This window comes from Micromonospora sp. NPDC049836 (genome assembly GCF_044465125.1).
Lineage (GTDB): Bacteria > Actinomycetota > Actinomycetes > Mycobacteriales > Micromonosporaceae > Micromonospora.
Genome location: NZ_JBITLH010000011.1, coordinates 57,922 through 81,794, shown reverse-complemented (window position 1 = coordinate 81,794; position 23,873 = coordinate 57,922). Strand labels below are relative to the sequence as shown.

The following is a 23,873-nucleotide window of genomic DNA, read 5'->3' as shown; positions in this document are numbered from 1 at the left end:
GGCGGGACGTAGGCGTTCAGGCGTATCTGCGCCGAAGCTCCGTGATGCGGGCCCGGACAGCCGTCCGAGTCATGGCTTTGAGGTTGAGGGGTGGGCTCATCTCCCGCAACACGGCTTCCTCCAGTTTACCGAGGGTGTCCGCGTCGTCGGAGGGCACGGTGACGATTTTCAGGTGGTCATACATCCAGGTGGTGAGGCTGTTCTCCTCGATACGGTCGAGTCCAGCGGCATTCGCCAGGATCGCGCCGAGCGTGCGACGGAAGGTGGAGAACTCGTGGTTCCCGCCGAGGTGCATCCCGGCGATGCGCGACCAGAGGGTGTTCGTGGACCGCTTGCCGCTGGGCCATCGGGTAGCTCCGGCCAGGCCTGCGTAGATCAGTCCGCTCGCAACCGGAAGTTGGAGTCCGCGAGACAGATCGGCGGCACCGGCTTCGTCAACCCACCAGCTGTAGAGGCCAGGAACTTTCAGGTGGGCGCCCTGCGAAGCGAGGAACTCGTTCGGCGTAACCGCAGCATCGCCAGAGCTGAGGCGTTCGACGGCGTTGTCGACGATGACGACGCCAGGTCCGTCGACGATGGGCCTCAGGGCCTCCGCTGTCAGTTGGGTGTCGTACCAGTGCAGCCGCGCCCCAATGGCCATGCCGCGCAGCGGGTCGACGAGGTGGGCGCCCTTGGCCGTCAAGTGCGAGGCGATGGCATCGACGTATGCCGCCCCGGCGTGGACTTCGACGACACGTCCGTTCAGTGGGCCGGCGAGGAGGTCGAGGCGTTCGGCCACCCAGAGGCCCCACGCGGCTCGGTACTTATCCGAGGTGCTGGGGAGGTACCGCTCGTAGCGCGTCAGGATTTGATCTGGGGTGACGAGCGCGTGTTCGGCCGACAGGATGAACCATGGGACACCGAGCTGTTCGGCGTAAGCCCGCCCCTTCCGGAACAAGGGGGAGGTGTAGAGCCGGCTTGCGGGTGCCGGCATGTCGAGCTTGGTTTGCGAACAGGAAAGAAGGAGGAGATCGGGGCGAGCGGCCCGCTCTGAGCGGGATACGCGGGCCGATGGCTGATCGACTCCTTCCTCGCGGCTCGCCGTCCGGAGGAACGTGACCTCTTGTCCCAGGACCAGGTGTCCGACCGTGTAGCCGGCGGAGCGCCAGGCCCGGACGTGTGGGCGGTCGCCGGACCACCAGGCGCGGTGTCGTGCCGCGGACGGCGGCAGTCCACCGACCATCCGGTCCAGTTCCGGCCACGTCAGTCGCACCGATGGTTCGCCCCGCGCGAAGGCGACGCTCAGTGCGGTCCACTGCGCCATGGCAGCCTCCTGTCCGGAACTAGCCTGCCGCTCGGATGTCGATGCCGAGCCAGCGAAGCTGTCCGTTCCTGCCCTTGAGGTTCGCGTAGTCGTTCCAGCTCAGTGGATAGGTGCCGTTGAGGTACCGCTCGTTGTCTGAGTGGAAGCTGCCCTGGGTGCCCCAGCGCAGCGTGCCAGTCAAGGTGCGGCCTTCGTGGATGCGAAATTGCTGGTCGCGCGTGGGTGTTGATCGGTTTGAGGTGGTCCACAGCCTTTGATGATTGGTCAGCATGATCGCAAGACCGTTCGTCAGGGTGGCGTCGGCCGTAAAGAGTCGTTCCAGACGCGCGACATCGAAGATGAAGTTGCGGCGGGCTACGTCGTCGGCCCCGTGTTCCCGTAGCTGATATGGCTCGCCAGTGGCCGGGTCGATACCGTCCCACCTCGCGGTGAAGTACTTGAACTCGACGGCCGTGCGTCCGTGCGGTCCGAAGCACAACAGGTCGAGGTGTTCACCCCCGGCTTGTCTGGCCTCCAGCCGAACCTCGATGGCGGGGCGCATGTGGTGCAGGGTCCGGGCGAACGCGTGCTGGAAGTCTGCCTCCGAATGGAATACCGATCGGTTCGTGACCAACTCGGCCATGACCGCAGTCACCCCGATGTCGCCTGCGATCGACATCATCCGGCGCCTTCCTCCCAGGAGTGTGAGGGCCATCATGCCTCCTCGTCTGCGGCCTCGACCACCCGGGAAGGACCGGTGCAAAATCGGGAGGCTCTGCCGCGCCTCTGCGTGCGGATGCCTCAGCCTTGTCCGCGATGAGGGGCCGTGTTCTGCTGTGGAGAGGCCGGCTCTCCAACGCGCCGCTCCTCCATCTCGACGCGCGCCCTACCACGACAAGCGCTGGACGCCACTCCCGCAAGAAGAGTTCGCCGCCCAGCAAGAGAGACTCGTCGCCGGCGAGCAGTGGATATCCCGAAGGCAGCTAAGCCGACGCCCTGCCCATCCGGCACGCCCGCGCCGACCCAGCCGACGCCAGGCCAACCAATTGCTAGACCGGCAGCAGAGGTGAATGCCTCGTGTCCTGGCGGGGCGGGGTCGGCTTGGAGGTGCATAGACTGCCGCGCCATGGGAGAGATCGTCTTTCTGGGTGGGGTCAGCTGCCCGTCCGGGGAACTGGTGATCGTTGACGGCGGCATTCTCGGTATGTGGTCCGGACCGCGCCCGCCGAATGAGCTGGACCCGCGCGGTCTCGGTATCGACGATCCGCAGCTCAGAGCAGACATCTCCGGGGCCGTTGACTACGTCGTGGTCGGGCCTGATGCCGTACCAGCGGCAGCGTCGTTTCCCCGACGGCCGACGCGGTACCACTACGACATCCCGGCATCCCGAACCACGGAATGGGAGGCCTTGTTCGCACAGCACTGCCACGCGCACGGATGGAATGCCAGCGTGCAACCCGAGGCAGCACAGGTGCCGCATCGTGAGCGGGCCCACCGATGCGCGGTCGAACGCCTTGCAGGGTTCCAGGTCTTCGGTCTACCTGCGGTGGCGGTAGATGGGCTGCCCACCACCGCCTCCGTCAGGGTCGAGGCACGGCGCTCGGACGGGCCGTGGCACGGCTGGTCGGAGATGATCCTGCGGGTACGTGACACACCGGTCGCCACGACGGCAGACGTGGGGTCAGTCGGTGTGGACGCCGCCCGGCTAGCATTCGCCGACGCTGACGCGCTCACCCGGTGGCGGCACGATGAACCGCTGGATGGGCTAGCCGACGTCGCGTTCTGGGGCGCCGCCGCCGGAGCGGCGGCGGCGGAGTTCAGCGCCCACCCCCTCGCTGCCGCCGGAGACGAAGGCAGCTACGGCTGGACGAACCTACCCGTCCGATCCGCGCTCCGGCGCGCGATGACCATCGAAGCGTGGAAGAACGCCGAGCCCAGCCGGCGAATGGCACTCGACTTCCGTCCACACTCCCACCACTGGCAGGTGATGCAGCAGGTCCGAGCCAGCGACAACGAGACCGGCACCATCACCATCGACGACGCACAGATCTTGTTTGCTATGACCAGCTGGGGTGACGGAGTATTTCCCGCATATGCGGACCGCGACGCCGCAGGCGACCTCGTCTCGCTTCGCATCACTCTGGCCGAGCATTGACCATCGATCCTGCGCCCGCTACGGCCCGGCGTAGGAGACACACATCGTCGATGCCGTCGGGTCCCTCCACACCTGCTCATGCGGCCAGGGCCGGTGGAGGCCCAGCCACGCCCCGTACCGGTCGGCGGGCAGATGTGCCAGGTCCCGCTCGCGCAGCCACACCGGCAGCCACCGACCGGCGTCCCGGAGCACCCCGCCACGTCCACCGGAACTACCGCGGTCCACCGACTCCCGAGCACCCACTGAGCCACCGCACCCACGGACACAAAAAAGGCCCCGACCCAGTGACATCCACCAGGTCAGAGCCTTGATTGGTGCGCCGCCAGGGACTCGAACCCCGAACCCGCGGATTAAGAGTCCGCTGCTCTGCCAGTTGAGCTAGCGGCGCTCGCCGGCAACGGGAAGAACATTAGCACGGCCTCGAAGCCGGTTTCCAATCCGATCCCGGCCTCCACCCTTCGGTCGAGGTTACCGGACAAAACGGGGCAAAGAGCGACTCCGGGGTCCGGCACGGTCACCCTGATGCGGCACGATGGCGGCCAGGCACGCGAGAACAGAGGTGGGGATGGGCAGGTTCGCGCGGTCCGGGGCGATGGTGGGCGTCCTGGTCCTCACGGCGTCGTTGGCACTGGTCGGGTGCGGCGGCGACCAGAAGAAGAAGCCGACGTTCGTCTCCGGCAGCCAGCAGGCCCAGCCGAGCGCCAGCGCGACCCCGGCGGGCACACCGCCGGTGGCGGCGGCGCCGCTGCGGCTGACCCCGGCCGACGGCGCCCAGCGCCGGCCGGTCAGCACCGAGATCAGCGCGACCGTCCCCGGCGGCGGGACGGTGACGAAGGTGGTCCTCACCGCCGCCAACGGCAAGCCGGTCGCGGGCCGGCTGCGCCGCGACGGCTCGTCCTGGGTGCCGTCCGCCCCGCTGAAGTACGCCACCCGCTACACCGCCACGGTGACCGGGACCGGCCCGGACGGCTCGACGCACCAGGGCAGCAGCACCTTCACCACGATGGCCCGGCCGAAGTCGATGATCGGTTCCGGCCTGTACCTGTTCAGCGGCCGGACGTACGGCGTGGCGATGCCGGTGGTGGCGGAGTTCTCGCCGGGGATCCCGAAGAAGGACCGGGCCGCGGTGCAGCGGCGGATGTTCGTGCAGACGGATCCGCCCCAGCCGGGCGCCTGGCACTGGCTGCCCAGCGGCACGCAGGCCTACTACCGCGCGCCGCAGTACTGGAAGCCGGGCACCACCCTCACCGTGCGGCTGGCCCTGGCCGGCGTCCCGCTGAGCAACGGCCGGTACGGCAACGTCGACCGGAGCGCGACCGCGAAGATCGGCCGCCAGTTCGAGATGAAGGTGGACAACGCCAACAAGCGGATGACCGTGTACGAGAACGGCACGCTGATCCGGACCGTGCCGGTCAGTCTCGGCAAGAAGAGCACCCCCTCCTCCAGCGGCACCATGGTGGTGATGGAGAAGAAGGAGTCGACGGTCTTCGACACCCGGGACGAGGCGGACCCGCGCAACCGGTACGTCACGGAGATCGACTTCGCCCAGCGGCTGACCTGGGGCGGCGAGTACATCCACTCCGCCCCCTGGTCCGAGGGGGTGCAGGGCCGGACGAACGTCTCGCACGGCTGCGTGAACGTCTCGATGGCCAACGGCCGGTGGCTGTTCGACCGGACGCTGGTCGGTGACCCGGTGACCGTGCGCGGCACCCCGCGCCGGCTGGAGGCGGGCAACGGCTGGACGGCGTGGAACCTGAGCTGGTCGGAGTTCGTCGCCGGCAGCGCCGTCCCGGTGCCCGACGGCGGCACCGGTTCGCCCTTCTGAGCTCGGCGAATGTACCGTGGCCGGGAGCGATCTCGGTCACGGTCGGCCTGGTCCCGGCCCCGGAAACAGAGATCAGCCCCTGCGCACAGCGGCGCAAGATACCAGAATCGTTACATCCGGCTCGCGTGTTCCGGTTCACGTCAGGCAACGGGTATCCGTAGTCGTGCGTCTGTAGGGAACGATGGGACCGGGGACCACGACTGTGAGGGAATCATGCGAGACAGCCAGGACGAGCTGATCCGGCCCGGCACCACCCGGCGCGGGGCACGCCGCGGGTTCGCTGCCGCGGTGCTGGCCGCCACGCTGGCCCTGACCTCCGCCTGCACCGGCGGCGGCGGGGACAAGGGGTCGAGCTGGCAGGGCGGCGGCGGGGAGAGCGGGCCGAAGGCGTCGGCCACCATCACCGAGCCGGCCGCCGACGCCAAGGACGTGCCGGCCGCCACCGCCGTCACCTTCACCACGAAGGAGGCGACGGAGACCACCGTCGAGCTGAAGGACTCCGCCGGCGCGGCCGTCGAGGGCACCCTCGCGGCCGACGGCAAGAGTTGGCTGCCCGACGGCGCGTTGAAGTACGGCGAGACCTACACCGCGACGGTGACCGCGACCGGTGACGACGGCAAGCCCGCCACCGCGACCAACACCTTCACCACCATGGCGAAGCCGGGCAAGCAGGTCCGGGTCACCAGCTTCCTCGGCGACAACCAGGTCGTCGGGGTGGGCATGCCGCTGATCGTGAAGTTCGGCCGGGCCATCCCGGAGGACTACCGCGACGACATGCAGCGCCGGATGACGGTCACCGCGAAGCCGGCCCAGGAGGGCATCTGGCACTGGGTGAGCCCGACCGAGGTGCACTACCGGCCCAAGGAGTTCTGGAAGGCCAACAGCACGGTGACCTACAAGGTGCAGGCGGGTGGCCTGCCGCTCGGTGACGGCTGGTACGGCCGCTCCGACCTCACCGTCGACGTCAAGATCGGTCCGTCGTTCGTGATGACCGTGGACAACCGCACCAAGCGGATGACGGTCACCAAGAACGGCAAGGCCGTCAAGACGATCCTGGTGAGCCTCGGCAAGAAGAGCACCCCGTCGTCCAGCGGCACCATGGTGGTGATCGAGAAGAAGCGCCACACGGTCTTCGACACGATGGAGGAGCTGGGCCCGGAGGAGGGCTACCGCACCGAGATCGACTACGCCCAGCGGCTGACCTGGGGTGGCGAGTTCATCCACGCCGCCCCGTGGTCCGAGGGCGTGCAGGGCCGCACGAACGTCTCGCACGGCTGCGTGAACGTCTCGATGAAGGACGGCGCCTGGCTGTTCGCCAACACCCGGATGGGCGACCCGATCACGGTCAAGGGCACCGAGCGCAAGCTCCAGAACGGCAACGGCTGGACCGACTGGAACATGAGCTGGGACGAGTACGTCAAGGGCAGCGCCCTGCCGTACGAGCCGCCGGCCGAGCCGGGTGACGCGACCGGCGAGCCGAGCGTCGAGCCGACCCCCTGAGGTCCACCCGGTCCGGCCCCCTCCCGCGGGAGGGGGCCGGACCGGGAACGACGGAAGCCCCCTCCCGCGGGAGGGGGCTTCCGTCGTGCTGGGGTGACTGATGGGAATTGAACCCACGACAACCGGGACCACAACCCGGTGCTCTGCCAACTGAGCTACAGCCACCATGCTCTCGCGCCGGACGAGCCGGGCGGGCGCGGACTAATAATAGCCACACCCGGGCCAGCCCCGTCCAGCGGGTTCGGGCGCACGGCTCAGAGCTGGGCGGCGATGGCCTTGGCGGTCTCCACGTCCGGGCCGGGCAGCGGCACGAACACGGTCCGCCGGTAGTACTCCAGCTCCCGGATGCTCTCCCGGATGTCGGCGAGCGCCCGGTGGGCCAGCCCCTTCTGCGGCTGCCCGAAGTACACCCGCGGGTACCACCGCCGGCACAGCTCCTTGATCGACGAGACGTCGATCATCCGGTAGTGCAGGTGCGCGTCGAGGCGCGGCATGTCCCGGGCGATGAAGCCCCGGTCGGTGGCGATCGAGTTGCCGCACAGCGGCGCCGTGCGGGGATCCTTCACGTGCTGGCTGACGTAGTCGAGGACCAGATCCTCGGCCTCGGCCAGGGTGACCGCGGAGCGACGGACCTCGTCGGTCAGCCCGGACTTGGCGTGCATGGTCCGGACGATCTCCGGCATCGCCTCGAGCGCCGCCTCGTCGGCGTGGATCACCACGTCGACCCCGTCACCCAGCACGTTGAGATCCGGGTCGGTGACGAGCGCCGCGACCTCGATCAGCGCGTCCCGGCCCAGGTCCAACCCGGTCATCTCACAGTCGATCCAGACGAGAAGATCAGCCACCGGACCAGACTACGCGCCGCCGACCCGCCCGCGCCTGGAGCACCGGTGCCCGGCGGTGGACCGTTAGGGTTGCCCCCGTGCCAGCCGAACCCGTCGCACCGCCCGCCGTCACCGACGACGATCCGGGCGGGCGTACGGCGCGTCGGCTCGTCGCGGTGGTGGCGATCGCGGCGGTCCTGCCGGTGCTCTACTGGCCGGGCCGGGTGCACAACTTCTTCGACCTGAAGATCTACATGCGGGCGATGGACTGGTGGGCGGCCGGTCACCCGCTCTACGACTACGTGCAGCCGGACCGGGTGCAGGGGGCGCTCTACTTCACCTACCCGCCGTTCGCGGCGCTGCTGCTGCGGCCGTTCGCCCTGCTGCCGCTCGGCGTCACGGTGGCGATCTTCACGGTGCTGACCCTGCTCGGCGTGGTGCTGACCACCTGGTGGCTGGTCCGTCCGGTGCTCGACCGGCACGACCTGCACCGGGGGTTCCCGCTCGTCGTCGCGGTGCTGCTGGTCCTCGCCGTGGAGAGCACCCGGGAGACGCTCACCTTCGGCCAGATCAACATGCTGCTGGTGGTGCTGATCCTGGCCGACCTGCTGTTCGCCGTACCCGGGGGGCGGCGCTGGGCCGGGCTGGGCGTCGGGCTGGCCACCGCGGTCAAGCTCTTCCCCGGCATCTTCATCCTCTACCTGCTGGCCACCCGCCGCTGGCGGGCGGCGCTGCTCGCCTCGGCGACCGCCGCGCTGGCCACCCTGCTGGCGGCGGCGGTGGCGCCGGCCGACTCGTGGCGTTTCTGGACCCACGAGCTGTGGGCGACCGACCGGGTGGGACGCACCGACTACACCGGCAACCAGTCGCTGTTCGGCCTGCTCAGCCGGCTCACCGTGCCGGAGAAGCCGGCCCAGGTGCCCTGGCTGCTGCTGGTGCTGGCGGTGACCGGGTACGGGCTGTGGCGGGCGGCCCGGGCGGCGCGGGCCGGGGACGCGCTGGCCGGGCTCACCCTGACCGGCCTGGTCGGCGGGCTGGTCAGCCCGATCACCTGGACCCACCACCTGTACTGGTTCATCCCGGCGGTGGTGGTGCTGGTCGACGCCACCCTGGACAGCGGGCGGGACACGCCGGCCGGGGTCCGTCGGCGCCGCTGGCTGCTCACCCTCGCGGTGGGCACCACGTTCGTGATCATCTACGGGGTGGTGACGTTCGAGGACTGGGGGATCACCCCGGTACGCACCGACGACCCCGGGGAGTTCGTCGCCCGCAACGCGTACGTGCTGCTCAGCCTGCTGCTGCTGGTGGTGCTGCCGACCCGGCGTCCGGCGCGCGCCCCCGGCACCCCGGGAAACGTGCATCAACTGGACAGATCTCGCGACTGACGCCGTTTCAGCGCTAATCTGGTCCCAACTACCTCAAGTTTCTCCCAGGTAGCACCGATTCCCCCGGTGACGGTGGCCCTCCGCGTCGGCAGCGCGGGGGGCCACCGCCGTTCCGGGCCGGAGTTCAGGCGTCGGCCGGCGGCGCGGCGCCGTCCACGGGCGCCGGGCGCGGCGTCTCGGCGACACCGACCGGCGGCCACGACCAGGCGGCGTCCGGCAGGTCGGCCAGCGTCGCCGGGCGCCGGCTCGGCACCGGACCGATCGCCGCCCGGCCCCGCTCGGCGTGCGCCGACCCGACGGCGACCAGTTGCCGCTCGGGCAGCGGCGGCGGCGCGCCCAGGCCGCTCAGCGACGTCACCCCGAGCCGGCCGGCCAGCACCGGCACCTGGTCCGGCTCGACGACGAAGACCACCTCCCGGGGCCGCACCCGCCGCAGCAGCAGCACCCCGGCGAGGGCGACCAGCAACAGCCCACCGGCCAGCAGCGCCCAGGCGACGCCCGGGAACCAGCCGGCCCGCACCTCCGCCCGCAGCGTCACGGCCAGCTCGGCGCGCCCGTCCGGCCGCATCACCACCAGGCTCAGCGACTGCCCGGCCAGGTCGGCCGGGCTCCACTCCAGCGCACCGATCCCCTCGCGTACCCAGAAGCCCTGGTCCGCCGGAGCCACCGTGACGCCGCCGGCGGTGGCCGGGCCGGCCGGGGCCAGCCGCACCGGCAGCGGGCCGCGGGTGAGCGCGATCCGCTCGACGGTGGCGTGCGGGGCGCCGGCCAGCCAGCGTCCCACCTCCTCGCGGGGGGCGAGGCCGAGGAAGGCCGGGCCGTCGGCGGTCCGGGCGGTCAACCGCAGCCGGGCCGAGCCGGTCCGGGCGAACGGCGCCTCCGCGCGCAGCAGGCGGTCCACATCGGTGACCAGCACGGCCTGCCCGGGGGTGCGGAGGGTCTCGACGCGGGCGCCGAAGCCGCCGTCCGGGTCGGCGTGCTCGGCGGCGACCCAGAGGCCGACGCCGGCCAGCAGCGCCGGAACCCCCACGGTCAAGAGCAGCATGCCGGCGATCGTTCGCACGAACCGCATTCGCGTCGTCTCCCTCGGTAGCCAATTACCCGGCCGACCTTACCGACGCGAACCACGCAATCAGCGGATATCCACGGCAAGCGCCGCAAGGAGCCCGCAACGCCCGCCGGCCCGCCGGAGGATCCGACGGACCGGCGACACGGACGCGGGTCAGGCCCTCGGCGTGGGCTCCCGACGGGTACGCCGGAACGCCAGTCCGCCGAGCACCAGGCCGGCCAGGCCGGCGACCAGACCGGCCACCCCGAGGGCGATGGCCGCGGAGTCGGCGTCCTCCTCGTCGTCGTCAGCGCGGGCGGCCGGCGGGGCGCTCGCCGCCGGGGCGGACGGCCCGGCCGACGCCGAAGCGGCGGTCAGGGTGAGCACCGGGGCCGGGTCCTCCGGCTCCTCCGCGCCGGGGGTCGGCTCCTCGATCCAGCGGGACACGTTGCCGTCGGAGTAGGTCTGCAGCACCTTGAAGACCATCCGGTCGACCTGCGGCAGCGGCCCCATCGAGACCGGGAACTCCTGGAACTCGCCCGGCTTCACGCCGCCGGCGGTCGCGGTCCAGGTCAGCTTGGACACCGCCTCGGTGAGCTGGCTGCCGTGCACGTCGATCGGCGGGTCGACCTTGCGCTTCTGCACCGCCACCGTCCAGCCCGGCACCGGCATCGTCGACACCGAGCCGACCGGGGCGTTCTCCGGCAGGTTCACCTCGACCTTGGTGGTCGACGCCGTGTCACTCTCGTTGGGCACCCGGAACGCGAACCGGCCGTAACCGCCCTGGGTCGCCTCCTTCGGGTTGACCGTGACGTGCGCCGAGGCGGCCCCGGCCAGGCCGAGCACGGCCGTGGCCACGACGGTGACGGTGAGCGCGGCGGCGGTTGCGGTACGCCGGAGTCGGATCATGGGTCGGAGCGCCTCTCGTTACGTGACGGGCACGGTGGCGGTCACCGTGGCCTGGTCGATGTCGGACGTGCGGACGGTGAACCGGAACTCCCACCGCCCGGCCGCCGGCAGGTTGATCTCACCGGTGGCGTGGTTGTCGGTCAGCGGCAGCAGCGGGATCTCGATCGGCTCGATGCCGGCCGACGGCAGCGCGGCGGTCGCCTTCCACTCCTTGACCGGCTGCGGCCGGTTGTCCTTCGTGTACGCGTACAGGTGCAGCGAGTTGTTGCCGCGCTCGGCCGGGTCCAGCTCGACCTGGAGGGAGTAGAGCGGGCTGGCCAGCGTGGCGGAGAAGTAGCCGGTGGGCGCCCCGGCCACGTCGGCGCCGGCGGTGCGGGCCGGGGTGGTCTGCACCAGGGTCGCCGACACGCCGAGCACCACCGCGGTGATCACCAGCTCGGCCAGCACCGCCCGGCGCATCGCCCCCGGCCGGCCCGCCGCGCTGCGCCGGCGCACCAGCGACCGGGAGTACGCGGCCACCCCGATCACCAGCGCGAACAGGACGATCTTGGCGAGCAGCAGCCGACCGTACGTGGTGTCGACCAGCGCGGACAGGCTGGCCACCTCGATCAGCCCCTGCACCGTGCCGGCCAGCAGCAGCGCGGCCACCGCCAGCGCCGCCCAGCGGGACCAGATCGGCAGGATCGCGTCCAGCTCCCGCTCGTCGGCGCGGCGCAGCAGGAACACCGCGAGCATCACCAGGCCGCCCAGCCAGACGGCCATGCTGCCCAGGTGCACCGCGTCCACCACCACCGACACCGCCGGCGCCGGGGAGGCCGCCGGGTGCCCGGCCAGCGGCCAGGTGAACAGCCCCGCCCCGGCCAGGACGGCCAGGATCACCGCGTCGGCCCGGCCGACCGGGCCTGTGAAGAGCGGGCGGAGCAGGAACGCCGCCGCCGCGAGCAGCCCGAGCCGGACCAGGTGCGCGGTGCCGTACGTGCTGCCGAGCACGTCGCCCAGGCCCGCGCCGGTCACCTCGAACAACCCGCCGCCGTTGGTGTACGGCACCTGCAACCAGAGCTCGGCCAGGGTGGCCACGGCCAGCAGGCCCAGCCCCGACCAGGCCAGCCGGGCCGGGCCGCGGCGGGACAGCCGGCGCGGCCAGAGCGCGGCCAGCACCAGCGCCGGGCCGACCAGCAGCAGCAGGCCCGCGTACCCGGCGTACCGGGCGACCTTGACCGCGTTGCCCACCACCGGGTCGGCGCGGGTGTTCGTGCCGGAGTCGCTGGGCGGCGTCGACGGCGCGCCCACCGAGTAGGTGAACGCGCCGGAGACCGGGTGGCTGTCGGCGGAGATCACCCGGTAGCTCACCAGGTAGGTGCCGCGCGCCCCGGAGGAGTCCACCGGGATGGTCACCACCGTGCCCTTGAAGATCGGCTCACCACGGTCGGCCCGGGAGCCGTCCGGCGCGATCACCCGGATCTTGTCCGGGACCTTGCGGACCCCCTCGCTGAAGGTCAGCACCACCTCGGCGGGCGCGCTCGGCACCACGGCGGAGGCGGTCGGACTGGTGCTCACCAGCACCGCGTGGGCGCTGGCCGGGGTGGCCGGGGCGAGCAGCAGGGCGAGCAGGGTGACCAGCAGACCGGCGGCGGCACCCAGCCGGGCGGCCCAGCGACGGTCGGCCACGGCCACGGGCCGGCGGCGTACGGCAGCAGTCATGACCGTCATGCTTCCCGACCCGACCCGCGTGCGGCGAACCGGCCTCATCCGCGCCCCGCACCGGGCCGCGGACGGCGCCACGCCGCGCCGGCCCGGGCGGCGGCGGACGCCCGCCACGCCGACCGCACCACGCGTACGTCGTCGCACGTCATGTCGGGTAGTCGGGAAACCGGCGGGAAAAGTTCCCGGCGTGGCCCGGGTCATGGAATGGGTCGAAGGACCCTGTCACCCACAGATACCCCGCGTAACCTCGACTGTCGTGACCCCCGCCCCGCGCGACACCCCCGCCGACGGCCCGACGCCGGGCACCGCCCCGGACCGGGCGACCGGCTGGGCGCTGGCCGCCCGCGACGGCGACCCGGCCGCACCGGCCGCCTTCGTCCGGGCCACCCAGGCCGAGGTCTGGCGGTTCGCCGCCGCCCTGGTCGACCCGGACAGCGCGGACGACCTCACCCAGGAGACGTACCTGCGGGCGTTCCGGGCGCTGCCCGGCTTCGAGGGGCGCTCCAGCGCGCGTACCTGGCTGCTCGGCATCGCCCGCCGGACCTGCGCCGACCACCTGCGCACGGTGATCCGGCGGCGCCGGCTGGACGAACGGCTGGCGGCGCACGCCGCCACCGACCGGCCGTACCCCGACCCGGCCGGCGAGTTCGGCGCCACCGACCTGGTCCGCCGGCTGCCCGCCGAGCGGCGCGCCGCGTTCGTGCTCACCCAACTGCTCGGCCTGTCGTACGCCGAGGCGGCCGCGGTGGAGGGGGTGCCGGTGGGCACCATCCGCTCCCGGGTCGCCCGGGCCCGCGCCGACCTGGTCGACGCCGCCGGCGACGCGTTGACCGGTTGACGATGGAACCAATCACGGAACCCAGGCGACCAATGAGCGTGAGCACACCTCGCGTCCCGGCCTCCCGCTGGACCACCCTCCGGCCCTGGCTGGGCATCGCCGCCCGGCTCGGGCTCGCCGCCGTCTGGCTCTACGCCGGCGGCAGCAAGGTCGGTGACCTCGGCGCCTCCGGCCGGGCCGTCAACGCCTACCAGCTCATGCCGTACGACGTGGCCGCGGCGATCGGCGCCGCGCTGCCCTTCGTCGAGCTGGCCCTCGGCGTACTCCTGCTCGTCGGGCTGGCCACCCGGCTGGCCGCCGGCGTCGGCGCGGCGCTGCTGGTGGTCTTCATCGCCGGCATCGCCTCGGCCTGGGCGCGCGGCCTGGCCATCGACTGCGGGTGCTTCGGCAGCGGCGGCCAGCTCGCCGCCGGCCAGGCCCCGAGCTACCTGCCGGAGATCCTCCGGGACCTGGGCTTCCTGGTGCTGGCCGGATTCCTGCTGTGCTGGCCCCGCACCCCGTTCGCGGTGGACGGCTGGCTGACGGGCGCACCTTCCATGGAGGACGAGGATGAGTAGTCGCAAGGGGCAGAAGGACGCGGCCCGGATGGTCCGCCAGCAGCTCGCCCGGGAGCAGCGCCGCCGACGGACCATCTGGACCACGATCGCCGCGGTGCTGGTGCTGCTCATCGCCGGCGGCATCGGCTGGGCCGTGTACTCCAGCCAGAAGTCGACCAGCTTCACGGCCCCGCCCGGGGCCAACGACGCCGGCTCCGGCATCGTCGAGGGCACCGGCAAGGTCACCATCGACCTGTACGAGGACTACCAGTGCCCGGCCTGCCGGCAGTTCCAGGAGACCAGCGGCGCGACCCTCAAGCAGCTGGTCAGCGAGGGCAAGGCGAAGGTGGTCTTCCACCCGGTCGCCTTCCTCAACCGCTTCTCCACCACCGAGTACTCGACCCGCTCCTCGGCCGCCTCCGGCTGCGCCGCCAAGGGCGGCAAGTTCAGCGAGTTCACCGACCAGCTCTTCGCCAGGCAGCCGCCGGAGAACAGCGCCGGGCTCAGCAACGACGAGCTGATCGACATCGGCGCGGGGGTCGGGCTGAACCGCGACGACTTCGCCTCCTGCGTCCAGGACGGCACCTACCGGTCGTGGACCGAACACGTCACCGACGAGGCGAGCAAGGCCGGCGTCACCGGCACCCCGACCATCAAGGTCAACGGCCGGGACGTCGAGGACCGCTCCCCCGAGGGGCTCCGGGCAGCGGTGGAGGCGGCCGGCAAGTGAACCCGGCGCCACTGCGGCGGGCGGGGCTGGTCGTCCTCGCCGCGCTCGCCGCCCTCCTCACCCTCGCCAGCCCGGCCGCCGCGCACGGCGCGGACGCCCCCGACGGCACCGACTACCGGGCCACCGTGACCGCGGTCGCCCCGGGCCGGCCCGGCCTCACCGCCCGACTGGTGGAGGCCGGCGCCCGGTTGGAGCTGACCAACCGCACCGGCACCGACGTCGAGGTGCTCGGCTACTCCGGCGAGCCCTACCTGCGCGTCGGGCCGGGCGGGGTGTACGAGAACACCCGCTCCCCCGCCACCTATCTGAACCGCACCATCGCCGGCGACACCCGGCTCCCCCCCGAGGTGGACCCGGCGGCCACCCCGGTCTGGCGGCGGATCGGCGACGGCCCGACGGCCCGCTGGCACGACCAGCGGACGCTCTGGCTCGACCCGGCACCGCCCGCCCAGGTCAGCGCCGACCCCGGCCGCGAGCACCGGATCCGCGACTGGGTGGTGCCGCTGCGCGCCGGGGACCGGACCGTCGAGGTACGCGGCACCCTCGACTGGCTGCCGCCGCCCGACCCGTACCCGTGGTGGGCCGCCGCCACGCTCGGCTTCCTGCTGCTCGGCGCGGCCGGGCTGGCGCCGGCCGGCACGCCCGCCGGGGTCCGCGCGCTGCGCGCGGTCGCGGCCCTGCTCACCCTCGGCGGGTTGGCCGCCGTGGCGACCGCCGTCGGCCGGGCCCTGGACGCCGGGGCCGACGGGCCGGGCGGGCTGGCGCTCGGGCTGCTCACCGGGCAGACCTGGACGCTGCTCACCGGGCTCGGCGCGGTCGCGGCCGGCGGGTACGCGCTGGCCCGCCGGGCGGCCGCCGACTTCCCGGTCACCCTGGCCGGGGCCTGCCTGGTGCTCTTCGCCGGGGTGCCGAACCTGGCCGTGCTGGCCCGCGCGGTGGCGCCGGTGGCCGGGCCGGCCGGCCTGGCCCGCCTCCTGGTGACGCTCGTCCTGGCCACCGGGGCCGGCGCGACCGCCGCCGGTCTGCTGCGGCTGCACACCGCCGCCCGTACCGCCCGTACCGCCCGCCCGGGGTCCGCGCGTCCCGTCCCCCGCTGACCCCCGGCCCGGCGCCGCGGCCTCGCCCGGTCGGCCCGCTGTGCCGATCGCCCGGCCGGGGTCAGCCGTCCGGTCCCCGACGCGCGGGTCAGCAGGGGCGGGGGACGGCGCGCGGGTCGAAGGCGTACGGCAGTTCGAGGCGGTGCTCGGCCAGCAGCGACGGGTCGGTGAGGAGGTCGAGGGTGGGGGCGTCGGCGACGATCCGGCCCTCGTCCAGGATCACCGAACGGGTGCAGAGCTCGGCCGCGTAGGGCAGGTCGTGGGTGACCATCAGCAGGGTCACCGGCAGGCCGCGCAGGATCTCCGCCAGCTCCCGCCGGGCCGCCGGGTCGAGGTTCGACGACGGCTCGTCGAGCACCAGGATCTCCGGGTGCATCGCCAGCACGGTGGCCACCGCCACCCGCCGCCGCTGCCCGAACGAGAGGTGGTGCGGGGCCCGGTCCCGGTGCTCGCCCATCCCCACCGCGGCCAGCGCCTCGTCCACCCGGGCGGCCAGCTCGGCCCCGCGCAGCCCCAGGTTCGCCGGGCCGAACGCCACGTCCTCGGCCACCGTCGGCAGGAAGAGCTGGTCGTCGGGATCCTGGAAGACGATGCCCACCCGGCGACGGATCTCCGCGAGGGTGTCCCGGTCCCGGCTGACCGTCAGGCCACCCACGCTGACCGTCCCCTCGGCCGGCGCGAGGATGCCGTTGAGGTGCAGCACCAGGGTGGTCTTGCCGGCGCCGTTCGGGCCGAGCAGCGCCACCCGGTCGCCGCGCGGCACGGTCAGGTCCACCCCGTGCAGGGCGACGTGACCGTCCGGGTACGCGTACCGGACGCCACGGACGTCCAGGGAGGGCGGCTGCTGCACGTACCCGATCATGTCAGCACGAGCGCGACGGCGGCGATGGTGGCCGCGATCAGCGGCACCGTCGCGGCGGCCGCCCACTGCCCGGCGGTGGCCGCGCCGCCGCCCTGCCACACCTCGGGCATCCGGCCCGTGTAGCCGCGCGACACCATCGCCAGGTAGACCCGCTCGCCCCGCTCGAACGCGCGCAGGAACAGCGCGCCCACCCCGGCCGCGAAGCCGCGCAACTGCCACAGGAACCGCGGGTCGTCGCCCCGGGAGACCCGGGCCACCCGCATCCGCCGGGCCTCACCCACCAGCACGTCCAGATAGCGCAGCATGAACGTGGCGATCTGGGTGAACACCTGCGGGCAGCGCAGCCGGTCCAGGCCGACGATCAGGTCGCGGGTCGTCGTGGTCGCCGCCAGCAGCAGCGAGGCGAGCACGCCCAGCGTCCCCTTGGCCAGGATGTTCCACGCGCCGTGCAGCCCGTCCACGGAGAGGCTCAGCCCGGCCACCTCGACCCGCGCACCGGCGCCGAGGAACGGCAGCGCGAACGCGAAGAGCACGAACGGCAGCTCGATCAGCGCCCGGCTCGCCAACCAGCGCGGCCCGACCCGGGCCAGCGCCGCCACCCCCGCCACCAGCAGCGCGTACCCGCCGAAGGCCCAGTACGCCTCCCGGGGCGTGGCCACCACCGCGACGGTGAACAGCACCATCGCGGCGATCTTCACCTCCGGCGCGAGGCGGTGCACCGGGGAGGACGACTCGCGGTAGAGCACGTGCGCATGCCCGGCGCCCATCGGTCGCGTACCCCCTCAGCGGGTGCCGGCGCGGGTCGCGCGCGCGGCAGAGGTCTCGTCGCCGGCGGGCCGCCCGCCCGGGCCGGCGGTGGCGTCGGCCGTCGCGTCGCCCGGGCCGGCGGCGGTCGGGTCGCCGCCGGCGCCGGCCGGGTCGGTCGCCGGGTCGGTCGCCGGGCCGCGCCGGCGGGCCAGCCAGAACAGGCCGCCGCCGAGGGCGAAGGTGAGCAGCACGCCGAGCACCCCGGAGAGGCCGGTGGAGAGGAAACCGTCGCGTACGCCACGGACGCCGTAGTCGGCGAGCGGGCTGTCCGCCAACTCGTGCGCCCGGGCCTGCTGGGCCGGGCAGCTGCCGCCGGTGATCTCGCCGTCGGCGTCCACCGTGCAGCCCTTGAGCAGCGACGAGTCCAGCCCGTCCGGGTGCGCCGAGGCGTAGTTGCTGACCACGCCGGCGAGCAGCAGGGCGACCAGCAGGCCGCCGAGGAGGAAGGGCCAGGACCGCTTGCTCATCGGGCACCTCCGGCGACCGGGACGGCGGGAGCCGGCGCGGCCGGCTTCAGGGCGCGCAGCGCGTACACCAGGTCGGGGCGGACCTTCGCGACGGTGACCACCGTGGTCGCGGTGATCAGGCCCTCGCCGATGCCGATCAGCAGGTGCACCCCGGCCATCGTGCCGGCCAGCCCGGCCAGGTTGCCGCCCAGGTCGGTGGTGCCGCCCAGCCAGTACTGGAGCACGAAACCCTGGGACGCGACCACGACGCTGACCAGCCCCGAGACGAACGCCGTGACGGCCAGGCCGGCCGGGGTGCGCGGCAGCACCCGCAGCAGCAGCGCGACCAGCAGGTACGCCGCCGCCGTACCGAGCAGCGCCATGTTGGTGATGTTGAGGCCCAGCATGGCGACCCCGCCGTCACCGAAGACCAGCGCCTGCACGACCAGCACCACGGCCACGCAGAGCGCGCCGACCCACGGGCCGACCAGCAGCGCGGCGAGCGCGCCGCCGAGCAGGTGACCGCTCACCCCGGCCGTGAAGATCGGGAAGTTGAGCATCTGCACGGCGAAGATGAACGCGGCCACCAGGCCGGCCATCGGCGCCAGCCGGTCGTCGAGGTCGCGGCGACCGCGCAGCACACAGAGGGTGAGCGCGGCGAACGCGAGCGCCGCGAAGATCGCGGCAACGGGACCGTCGATGATCCCGTTGGAGATGTGCATCGCCAGGGTTTCCACGAGCCGAGCTTATTTGTGGAGAGCCGTTGTTGCCAATCCCTTGCAACAAGCCGTCGTGATCATCACGGTGGGCGCGTCACCACCCGACCCACCCCGCCCGGCGGCGGTATCGTCACCGCCATGACCGACCGCCTCAGCCCCGGCGACCCCGCCCCCGACTTCACCCTCCCCACCGACAGCGGCGGGACCCTCTCCCTGGCCGACCTGCGCGGCCGCAAGGTCATCCTGTACGCGTACCCGGCCGCCATGACCCCCGGCTGCACCAAGCAGGCCTGCGACTTCCGCGACTCGCTCGCCTCGCTCCAGGCCGCCGGCTACGAGGTCGTCGGCATCTCCCCCGACAAGCCGCAGAAGCTGGCCACGTTCCGCGAGCGCGACGCCATCACCTTCCCGCTGGTCGCCGACACCGACAAGGCAGTGCTGACCGCGTACGGCGCGTACGGCGAGAAGCAGATGTACGGCCGGACCGTCACCGGCGTGATCCGGTCCACCTTCGTGGTGGACGAGGACGGGAAGATCGAACGGGCGCTCTACAACGTCAAGGCCACCGGACACGTCGCGAAGCTGCGCCGCGACCTCGGTCTCGACTGAATCTGTCGCACGCCGCCGCTACCGTCCGTGCGTGGTTCGCTACAAGTACTCGCCCGAGGTGCTGGCGGCAGCGGCGGCGCGGGCCCGCAGCGTCACCGAGGTCATGCGGCTGCTCGGGGTGCGGATCAGCGGCGGCTCGCACGCGCACATCAGCCGGCAGCTCAAGCGCTTCCACATCGACACCTCGCACTTCACCGGGCAGCGGCACAACAAGGGTGGGCGAGGCGTACGCACTCCGGTAACGGCGCTCCTGACGAGGCGTCCCGAGGGCGGCCGCCGGGTTCCGGGAGCCCGCCTGAAGCGGGCGCTCAACGCGATCGGCCTGCCCGAGGAGTGCGAGGTCTGCGGCATCGGTGCCAGCTGGCAGGGAGCGCCGCTGACCTTGCACGTCGATCACATCAACGGTGACTTCCTCGACAACCGACCGCTCAACCTGCGGCTGCTCTGCCCGAACTGCCACAGCCAGACCGCCACGTACGCCGGCAACCGGAGGCCGGCCGTGGTGGCCCCGGATGTGGTCTACGATCCGGAGGCTGTGACACCGACCGGCTTCCCGATCGGCAGACGCCTTCGGCGTCGGCCAGAATGGTCGTTGAAGGTGACGGTGTACACCGTCAAGGGGCCGTAGCCCAACGGCAGGAGGCACGCGGTTTAGGTCCGCGCCAGTGCGGGTTCGAATCCCGTCGGCCCTACTCGTTCCTGACGCCCTCCGGCGTCAGGTAGTGTCGCGATGGTCACGAAGGCGGGTTCCCGCCGCGCCGTCCGGCGCACGATGACGGGCGTGAGCTTGCACTTCGTCCTCGACCCGGTCCTCACCCCGCGGCTGCACGACCACCTCGTCGCGCTCTGGGTGGCGGCCACGAACGCCGGCGGCGCGGTCGGCTTCGTCGCCCCGGTGAGCGCGTCCGACGTCCGTCCGGTCGCCGAGGCGGCCTTCGCCGGCATCGCGGACGGGCCGGACCGGCTGCTGGTCGGCTACGCCGGGGAACGCCCGGTCGGCATGCTGATCATCGTGGACCACCGGTTCCCGCTGAAGGACCACTGGCGGGTGCTCAAGCGGGTGATGGTGCACCCGGACGCCCAGGGGCGCGGGTACGGCGCCGCGCTGATGCGCGAGGCCGAGCGGATCTGCCGGGCGGCGGGGCTGGGTGCGCTGCACGTCACGGTCCGCGGCGGGCTGGGACTGGAGTCGTTCTACGCGCGGCTCGGGTACCGGGAGGTGGGCCGGCTGCCGGGCGCGCTGCGGCTGGCCCCGGGCGACGACCGGGACGAGGTCCTCATGTGGCTCGACCTGGCGGCACCGGCGGCCTGACCCCACCCACCGGACCCGCCGACCCGGCCGGCCGTCAACCCCGGACAGCGGCCATTCGCGGGCCGCCCTCCACGACGGGCCGGCGTGCGGCCGGGAGCGGCCTCAGCCGCACGCGGCGGGCGCCGGGTCCGGGATGACCGGCGCGGCGACGGCCGCGTCCACGGCGGGGGTACCGGACGGGCTGACCGTCGGGCTGGTCGAGGCGCGCGGCCGGGGCCGGGCCGACGCCGAGCGGCCGGGCGCCGTCGTACGGGCCGGGCCGGCGGCGCCGCCGTACATCCGGACCGTGCTGCGCTGCGTCTGGCCGGGGAGCAGCCGGATGCCGGTGGCGGTGGCCCGGTGCCCGTACGCGTCGGTGACCCGGATGGTGTACGGGCCGGGTCCGGCGCCGGAGTCGATGAGCCAGTAGTTGTAGTCCTGGCGGGCGGCGGCGCGCCAGGCGCCGTTCTGCCGTACCTCGACGGAGCGCAGCGGGTTGCCGTGGTCGCCGACGAGGACGGCGAACCACCACCGGGAGGCGCCCTCCTTGATCCGGAAGGTGAGCGGGCCGGGCAGCGGCGGGTTCACCACCGCGCGGTAGCTGACCCGCACGACGCCCTGCACCGGGTCGGCGATCCTCGCGAACGCCTCGGCGGAGAGGTCGAGGTGGCCGGCTTCGCACTCGGGGCACTGGTCCATGACGAGGACCCGGACGGTGCCCTTCGGGCCGGTGACGTCGAGGTGGCCGCCGCAGGCCGCGCCGGCCGCGTACTCGGCGGGTCCGAGGGCGACGTAGCGCCGGTTGTCGGGGGCGGCGGGGCGGGAGCAGTTGCCGCCGGCGCCCTTCGAGTCGTAGAAGGTCGCCTTGCCGCTGTGGACGGCGGTGCCCAACGGTGCGGCGGCGGGCAGCGCGCGGGGCGGCGTGGCGCAGGCGGGGGCGGCGCCGCCGCGTACCGCGAGGACGACGCCGAGCAGGGCGGCGAGCGCGACGGCCGCGCCGGCGGTGAGCCGGCGACGGCGGCCGGCAGTGGCCCGGCGGCGGCCGGGGCCGGTCCGCGCGGAACCGTCGTCGGGGTCGGTGGGGGCGCTGCCGTCGGTCACGCCGGTCGATGCTGCCGGACCGGCGCGCCCGGGGACAAGCGGGCTGAGCGAAAGCTAAGCCCGCGGCTGCCCGGTCACCAGGCGGCGCCGATCCCGTCGCCCGGGTACCAGTGCCGGGCGGGGGTCTCCCGGTAGGCGAGGAAGCGCCGCCCGGTCCGCTCGGCGTGCTCGGCCAGGACGTTGGTGGCGGTCACGTTGTCGGTGAGCAGCAGCGCGCCGGGGGCGAGTTGCGGCTCGACGGCGGCGAACTCGCTCCTCTCGTGCACCCGGCTGTGGTCGCTGTCGTGCAGGAACAGGTCGACGGGCCGGTCGAGGGCGCGGATGGAGGCGACGGAGTCGCCGATGACGAGGTCGACCACCTCGGCCCAGGGGGTGGCGCGGGCCAGGTAGCCGGCGTCCGGGTTGATGTCGAGGGAGGTGAGCCGGCCGGGGTGACCCTCGGCGGCGTTGCGGAGCAGCGCGGCGGCCAGCACGCAACTGCCGAGCCCCTTGTCCACGCCGGTCTCCACCACGTGCCGGGGCGTGCGGGCGCGGACGATGGCGTACCAGCCGATCCGGCGGGCGTAGCGGACGTGCCGGTCGGCGAGGCCACGGCGGGACGCGGTGGCGGTGGCGGTCTCGATGTGCCGGCGCAGCTTCTCGTCGCCCTCGATCTCGGCGAACCAGTCGCGCACCTGCCGGACCGGCACGTCGCAGACGATGCTGACGTACCAGGCCAGGTGGTGCCGGCTCAGCGTGGTGAGGTCGTACGTGTAGTTGTGGTGTTCGCGCGAGGTGAGCAGCCACCGGGCGGAGGTGGCCAGCACCCGGGCGTCGTGCCGGGCCACCCGGGCCAGCCGGGTGGGGAAGGCGGCGACGGGTGCCAGTGGCGTACGGGCGACGGCCCGCCGGAGCTTCGTTGCGTCCACCTCAGCCGTTGTACCAGTTCACAGCGGGGCTGGCGAGGAAAGTTCCGACCCGCCGTCCGGGTGGGCGGTATTGACCGGCCGGACGAGGGTCCCCGAGCCGAATTCCGAGTCAGTAGCATCGCACCCATGTCAGACCGTCACCAGCTCGCCGACCCCGACACCCGCTTCCCGGCGTCCGAAGTGGATCCCGACGGCGCGCCCGCGCCGCGTCCGCGTCGCCGACGCGGTCGGCGAATCGCCCTGATCGTGCTGCTGGTGCTGGTGCTGCTGGCCGGTGGCGGTCTGCTCGCCGGTGGCCTCTACTACCGCTCGGTCAACTCCTCGATCGACCGGGTGGACGCGTTCACCGGGGTGCCCGAGGAGTCCCGGCCGCAGGTGGTGGCCAAGGGCGCCATGAACATCATGATCCTGGGCAGCGACTCGCGCGATCCGGAGAACACGGGCGGCTCGCGGAGCGACACGATCATCGTGGCCCACCTGCCGAAGGACCGGTCGAGCGCGCAGCTCATCTCGATCCCGCGGGACACCTGGACCGCCATCCCGCGGTCCGCGGCCGGCCGCGGCGGCCGCGATGCCAAGATCAATGCGGCGTACGCCTGGGGCGGGGTGCCGCTGATGGTGCAGACCGTGGAGAAGTTCACCGGCGTCCGGGTCGATCACGTGGCGATGGTCGACTTCTCCGGCTTCAAGGAGATCGTCGACGCCCTGGGTGGCATCGACATCGACGTGGAGCAGAGCTTCACCTCGACGCACTCGCTGAACCCGGACGGCCGGCGGGAGTTCACCAAGGGCCGGCAGACCATGGACGGCGCCACGGCGCTGGATTACGCCCGCGAGCGGTACGCCTTCGCCAACGGCGACTTCACCCGGATCAAGCACCAGCAGCAGGTCATCAAGGCGATCCTGGACAAGGCGGCTTCCGGCGGCACGCTGAGCAGCCCGACCAAGCTGAACGCATTCATCAAGGCGACCGCGAACTCGGCGTCGGTGGACAAGTCGATGTCGCTTGTGGACCTCGCGATGGAGCTGCGTCACCTGCGCAGTGGCAACCTGGGTTTCTTCACCTGCCCGGTGAAGGGAACCGGCCGGATCGGCACGGAGAGCGTGGTGCTCCCCGACAACGCGAAGGCCAAGGTGCTGTTCGACGCGGTCCGCCGCGACGCGGTTCCGGACATCCTTTCCGCCGGAAAGTAGGACCCCGGTTTGTCGGGGCGGCTCTGGCGGCGTGACTGACCCGCTCGTATCCTTCGATCGCCCGTGGTCGGCGTGACGTCGACCGCGGGCTGTCACGGGGGAG

The 23,873-nt window shown here is 72.8% G+C and carries 24 protein-coding genes and 3 tRNA genes; 13 read left to right on the top strand and 14 right to left on the bottom strand.

The genetic code is table 11. The features are described from left to right. Positions 1–16: 16 nt before the first annotated feature. Together ACIBPB_RS25990 and ACIBPB_RS25985 are read right to left on the bottom strand one after the other, a co-directional pair. On the bottom strand, positions 17–1,303 hold the full coding sequence (locus ACIBPB_RS25990) for a DUF6884 domain-containing protein (protein WP_396842073.1): 1,287 nt from the start codon (positions 1,301–1,303) through the stop codon (positions 17–19). Positions 1,304–1,322: 19 nt separating this feature from the next. Beyond that, positions 1,323–1,997, bottom strand: a complete 675-nt coding sequence (locus ACIBPB_RS25985; RefSeq protein WP_396842072.1) for a hypothetical protein — start codon at positions 1,995–1,997, stop codon at positions 1,323–1,325. Between the two features lie 411 nt (positions 1,998–2,408). Between ACIBPB_RS25985 and ACIBPB_RS25980 the strand changes: the two genes are divergently transcribed. After that, positions 2,409–3,437 carry a hypothetical protein gene (locus ACIBPB_RS25980; RefSeq protein ID WP_396842071.1) on the top strand — a complete coding sequence of 343 codons (1,029 nt, stop codon included), beginning with the start codon at positions 2,409–2,411 and terminating at the stop codon, positions 3,435–3,437. 312 nt (positions 3,438–3,749) lie between these two features. Here the strand turns inward: ACIBPB_RS25980 and ACIBPB_RS25975 are convergent. Next, positions 3,750–3,825: transfer RNA gene (locus ACIBPB_RS25975), tRNA-Lys, on the bottom strand. A 177-nt stretch (positions 3,826–4,002) separates the two neighbouring features. Here ACIBPB_RS25975 and ACIBPB_RS25970 point away from each other — a divergent pair. After that, positions 4,003–5,262, top strand: coding sequence for an Ig-like domain-containing protein (locus ACIBPB_RS25970; protein ID WP_396842070.1), 1,260 nt, complete (start codon positions 4,003–4,005; stop codon positions 5,260–5,262). 213 nt (positions 5,263–5,475) lie between these two features. Further along, entirely contained in the window at positions 5,476–6,762 is a 1,287-nt protein-coding gene (locus ACIBPB_RS25965) for an Ig-like domain-containing protein (protein WP_396842069.1), read from the top strand. A gap of 89 nt (positions 6,763–6,851) precedes the next feature. Here ACIBPB_RS25965 and ACIBPB_RS25960 read toward each other — a convergent pair. After that, a tRNA-His gene (locus ACIBPB_RS25960) sits at positions 6,852–6,927 on the bottom strand. An 89-nt stretch (positions 6,928–7,016) separates the two neighbouring features. Continuing rightward, on the bottom strand, positions 7,017–7,607 hold the full coding sequence (gene orn / locus ACIBPB_RS25955) for an oligoribonuclease (RefSeq protein ID WP_357317351.1): 591 nt from the start codon (positions 7,605–7,607) through the stop codon (positions 7,017–7,019). Between the two features lie 77 nt (positions 7,608–7,684). Between orn and ACIBPB_RS25950 the strand changes: the two genes are divergently transcribed. Next, complete coding sequence (locus tag ACIBPB_RS25950) at positions 7,685–8,971, top strand: glycosyltransferase family 87 protein (protein ID WP_396842068.1); 1,287 nt, start codon at positions 7,685–7,687, stop codon at positions 8,969–8,971. Between the two features lie 124 nt (positions 8,972–9,095). On the opposite strand, the gene ACIBPB_RS25945 is transcribed toward ACIBPB_RS25950, so the two are convergent. The 3 genes from ACIBPB_RS25945 to ACIBPB_RS25935 all read right to left on the bottom strand — a co-directional run bounded on the left by ACIBPB_RS25945 (position 9,096) and on the right by ACIBPB_RS25935 (position 12,629). After that, positions 9,096–10,016: a hypothetical protein gene (locus tag ACIBPB_RS25945; RefSeq protein ID WP_396842067.1), complete on the bottom strand. Its 921-nt coding sequence runs from the start codon at positions 10,014–10,016 to the stop codon at positions 9,096–9,098. A gap of 177 nt (positions 10,017–10,193) precedes the next feature. Further along, on the bottom strand, positions 10,194–10,928 hold the full coding sequence (locus ACIBPB_RS25940) for a YcnI family protein (protein ID WP_396842066.1): 735 nt from the start codon (positions 10,926–10,928) through the stop codon (positions 10,194–10,196). Positions 10,929–10,946: 18 nt separating this feature from the next. Then, positions 10,947–12,629, bottom strand: coding sequence for a copper resistance CopC/CopD family protein (locus ACIBPB_RS25935; protein ID WP_396842065.1), 1,683 nt, complete (start codon positions 12,627–12,629; stop codon positions 10,947–10,949). A 259-nt stretch (positions 12,630–12,888) separates the two neighbouring features. Here ACIBPB_RS25935 and ACIBPB_RS25930 point away from each other — a divergent pair, with 259 nt between their 5' ends. The 4 genes from ACIBPB_RS25930 to ACIBPB_RS25915 are packed head-to-tail and all read left to right on the top strand — an operon-like array spanning position 12,889 to position 15,833. Beyond that, complete coding sequence (locus ACIBPB_RS25930; protein WP_396842064.1) at positions 12,889–13,470, top strand: sigma-70 family RNA polymerase sigma factor; 582 nt, start codon at positions 12,889–12,891, stop codon at positions 13,468–13,470. A gap of 32 nt (positions 13,471–13,502) precedes the next feature. Next, positions 13,503–14,027 (top strand): MauE/DoxX family redox-associated membrane protein, encoded by a 525-nt coding sequence (locus ACIBPB_RS25925; protein ID WP_396842063.1) that lies wholly within the window; start codon positions 13,503–13,505, stop codon positions 14,025–14,027. Further along, positions 14,020–14,736 (top strand): DsbA family protein, encoded by a 717-nt coding sequence (locus tag ACIBPB_RS25920; protein WP_396842062.1) that lies wholly within the window; start codon positions 14,020–14,022, stop codon positions 14,734–14,736. Before ACIBPB_RS25925 ends, ACIBPB_RS25920 begins: the two co-directional genes overlap by 8 nt. Beyond that, positions 14,733–15,833 carry a hypothetical protein gene (locus ACIBPB_RS25915; protein WP_396842061.1) on the top strand — a complete coding sequence of 367 codons (1,101 nt, stop codon included), beginning with the start codon at positions 14,733–14,735 and terminating at the stop codon, positions 15,831–15,833. Before ACIBPB_RS25920 ends, ACIBPB_RS25915 begins: the two co-directional genes overlap by 4 nt. Before the next feature lie 88 nt (positions 15,834–15,921). Here ACIBPB_RS25915 and ACIBPB_RS25910 read toward each other — a convergent pair whose 3' ends face one another. From ACIBPB_RS25910 to ACIBPB_RS25895, 4 genes are read right to left on the bottom strand one after another with little or no spacing between them, the layout of a single operon-like run. Beyond that, on the bottom strand, positions 15,922–16,695 hold the full coding sequence (locus tag ACIBPB_RS25910; RefSeq protein WP_396842060.1) for an energy-coupling factor ABC transporter ATP-binding protein: 774 nt from the start codon (positions 16,693–16,695) through the stop codon (positions 15,922–15,924). Further along, the gene (cbiQ, locus tag ACIBPB_RS25905) at positions 16,692–17,462 is read right to left on the bottom strand and encodes a cobalt ECF transporter T component CbiQ (protein WP_396842059.1); all 771 of its coding nucleotides are present in this window, start codon (positions 17,460–17,462) and stop codon (positions 16,692–16,694) included. Before cbiQ ends, ACIBPB_RS25910 begins: the two co-directional genes overlap by 4 nt. A gap of 15 nt (positions 17,463–17,477) precedes the next feature. Beyond that, entirely contained in the window at positions 17,478–17,969 is a 492-nt protein-coding gene (locus ACIBPB_RS25900; protein WP_396842058.1) for a PDGLE domain-containing protein, read from the bottom strand. After that, the gene (locus ACIBPB_RS25895) at positions 17,966–18,685 is read right to left on the bottom strand and encodes an energy-coupling factor ABC transporter permease (RefSeq protein WP_396842057.1); all 720 of its coding nucleotides are present in this window, start codon (positions 18,683–18,685) and stop codon (positions 17,966–17,968) included. Before ACIBPB_RS25895 ends, ACIBPB_RS25900 begins: the two co-directional genes overlap by 4 nt. Positions 18,686–18,805: 120 nt before the next feature. Between ACIBPB_RS25895 and bcp the strand changes: the two genes are divergently transcribed. The 4 genes from bcp (at position 18,806) to ACIBPB_RS25875 (ending at position 20,588) form a co-directional block, all read left to right on the top strand. Continuing rightward, on the top strand, positions 18,806–19,276 hold the full coding sequence (bcp, locus tag ACIBPB_RS25890) for a thioredoxin-dependent thiol peroxidase (protein ID WP_396842056.1): 471 nt from the start codon (positions 18,806–18,808) through the stop codon (positions 19,274–19,276). A 31-nt stretch (positions 19,277–19,307) separates the two neighbouring features. Further along, a complete protein-coding gene (locus ACIBPB_RS25885) occupies positions 19,308–19,904 on the top strand; it encodes an HNH endonuclease signature motif containing protein (RefSeq protein ID WP_396842055.1) in 597 nt (198 codons plus the stop codon). Then, positions 19,895–19,968, top strand: a tRNA-Leu gene (locus ACIBPB_RS25880). Before ACIBPB_RS25885 ends, ACIBPB_RS25880 begins: the two co-directional genes overlap by 10 nt. An 89-nt stretch (positions 19,969–20,057) precedes the next feature. Then, on the top strand, positions 20,058–20,588 hold the full coding sequence (locus tag ACIBPB_RS25875) for a GNAT family N-acetyltransferase (RefSeq protein ID WP_396842054.1): 531 nt from the start codon (positions 20,058–20,060) through the stop codon (positions 20,586–20,588). Positions 20,589–20,690: 102 nt separating this feature from the next. Here the strand turns inward: ACIBPB_RS25875 and ACIBPB_RS25870 are convergent, their stop codons facing one another. Both ACIBPB_RS25870 and ACIBPB_RS25865 read right to left on the bottom strand, forming a co-directional pair. Beyond that, complete coding sequence (locus ACIBPB_RS25870; protein WP_396842053.1) at positions 20,691–21,668, bottom strand: expansin EXLX1 family cellulose-binding protein; 978 nt, start codon at positions 21,666–21,668, stop codon at positions 20,691–20,693. Between the two features lie 74 nt (positions 21,669–21,742). After that, on the bottom strand, positions 21,743–22,576 hold the full coding sequence (locus ACIBPB_RS25865) for a class I SAM-dependent methyltransferase (protein WP_396842052.1): 834 nt from the start codon (positions 22,574–22,576) through the stop codon (positions 21,743–21,745). Between the two features lie 126 nt (positions 22,577–22,702). Here ACIBPB_RS25865 and ACIBPB_RS25860 point away from each other — a divergent pair, with 126 nt between their 5' ends. Next, positions 22,703–23,770: an LCP family protein gene (locus ACIBPB_RS25860; RefSeq protein WP_396842051.1), complete on the top strand. Its 1,068-nt coding sequence runs from the start codon at positions 22,703–22,705 to the stop codon at positions 23,768–23,770. Positions 23,771–23,873 lie beyond the last annotated feature (103 nt).

Excerpts from the sequence above, each read along its gene's own strand:
- ACIBPB_RS25990 (WP_396842073.1), bottom strand. The coding sequence starts at position 1,303 with ATGGCGCAGTGGACCGCACTGAGCGTCGCCTTCGCGCGGGGCGAACCA.
- ACIBPB_RS25985 (WP_396842072.1), bottom strand. The coding sequence starts at position 1,997 with ATGGCCCTCACACTCCTGGGAGGAAGGCGCCGGATGATGTCGATCGCA.
- ACIBPB_RS25980 (WP_396842071.1), top strand. The coding sequence starts at position 2,409 with ATGGGAGAGATCGTCTTTCTGGGTGGGGTCAGCTGCCCGTCCGGGGAA.
- ACIBPB_RS25970 (WP_396842070.1), top strand. The coding sequence starts at position 4,003 with ATGGGCAGGTTCGCGCGGTCCGGGGCGATGGTGGGCGTCCTGGTCCTC.
- ACIBPB_RS25965 (WP_396842069.1), top strand. The coding sequence starts at position 5,476 with ATGCGAGACAGCCAGGACGAGCTGATCCGGCCCGGCACCACCCGGCGC.
- ACIBPB_RS25945 (WP_396842067.1), bottom strand. The coding sequence starts at position 10,016 with ATGCTGCTCTTGACCGTGGGGGTTCCGGCGCTGCTGGCCGGCGTCGGC.
- ACIBPB_RS25940 (WP_396842066.1), bottom strand. The coding sequence starts at position 10,928 with ATGATCCGACTCCGGCGTACCGCAACCGCCGCCGCGCTCACCGTCACC.
- ACIBPB_RS25935 (WP_396842065.1), bottom strand. The coding sequence starts at position 12,629 with ATGACTGCTGCCGTACGCCGCCGGCCCGTGGCCGTGGCCGACCGTCGC.
- ACIBPB_RS25925 (WP_396842063.1), top strand. The coding sequence starts at position 13,503 with ATGAGCGTGAGCACACCTCGCGTCCCGGCCTCCCGCTGGACCACCCTC.
- ACIBPB_RS25920 (WP_396842062.1), top strand. The coding sequence starts at position 14,020 with ATGAGTAGTCGCAAGGGGCAGAAGGACGCGGCCCGGATGGTCCGCCAG.
- ACIBPB_RS25910 (WP_396842060.1), bottom strand. The coding sequence starts at position 16,695 with ATGATCGGGTACGTGCAGCAGCCGCCCTCCCTGGACGTCCGTGGCGTC.
- cbiQ (WP_396842059.1), bottom strand. The coding sequence starts at position 17,462 with ATGGGCGCCGGGCATGCGCACGTGCTCTACCGCGAGTCGTCCTCCCCG.
- ACIBPB_RS25900 (WP_396842058.1), bottom strand. The coding sequence starts at position 17,969 with ATGAGCAAGCGGTCCTGGCCCTTCCTCCTCGGCGGCCTGCTGGTCGCC.
- bcp (WP_396842056.1), top strand. The coding sequence starts at position 18,806 with ATGACCGACCGCCTCAGCCCCGGCGACCCCGCCCCCGACTTCACCCTC.
- ACIBPB_RS25860 (WP_396842051.1), top strand. The coding sequence starts at position 22,703 with ATGTCAGACCGTCACCAGCTCGCCGACCCCGACACCCGCTTCCCGGCG.